We start from the raw sequence: 430 nt of genomic DNA on the forward strand, positions 1-430 counted from the left end.
ACCAAAATGACAAATAACAATATTAAAATCGTGGACAATCGCATTCAGCTGCCGAAACTCGGCTGGATTCGTTTTTCTAAGTCCCGAAACATCGAAGGTGACATTAAGCGTGTCACCGTGCGCCGAAGCAGCACCGGCCGGTATTCTATTTCGGTCATTTGCGAGATGCCTTATTCCCCGTACAAACCAAGCACCAAGGATGCCGTTGGCATTGATCTGGGAGTAAAAGAGTTTGCCGTGCTCTCCAACGGTGAATCCATTGCCAACCCGAAATACTATCAAAAATACGAAAAGCGATTAGCCTTTCTTCAGCGTGCGTTTGCACGTAAAAAAGAAGGTTCGAAATCATGGGGAAAAAATAAAGCCCAGATTGCTAAACTGCACGAAAAAATCAAACACACAAGAGAAGATTTTCTTCACAAGCTGACGA

1 protein-coding gene is annotated in these 430 nt (G+C 44.2%); it reads left to right on the forward strand.

The genetic code is table 11. From position 1 onward, the window contains the following. A partial coding sequence (locus RG959_RS23860) for an RNA-guided endonuclease TnpB family protein (RefSeq protein WP_342799279.1) occupies positions 1-430 on the forward strand: 430 nt, incomplete at both ends.

Source organism: Domibacillus sp. 8LH (assembly GCF_038806185.1).
Lineage (GTDB): Bacteria > Bacillota > Bacilli > Bacillales > Domibacillaceae > Domibacillus > Domibacillus indicus_A.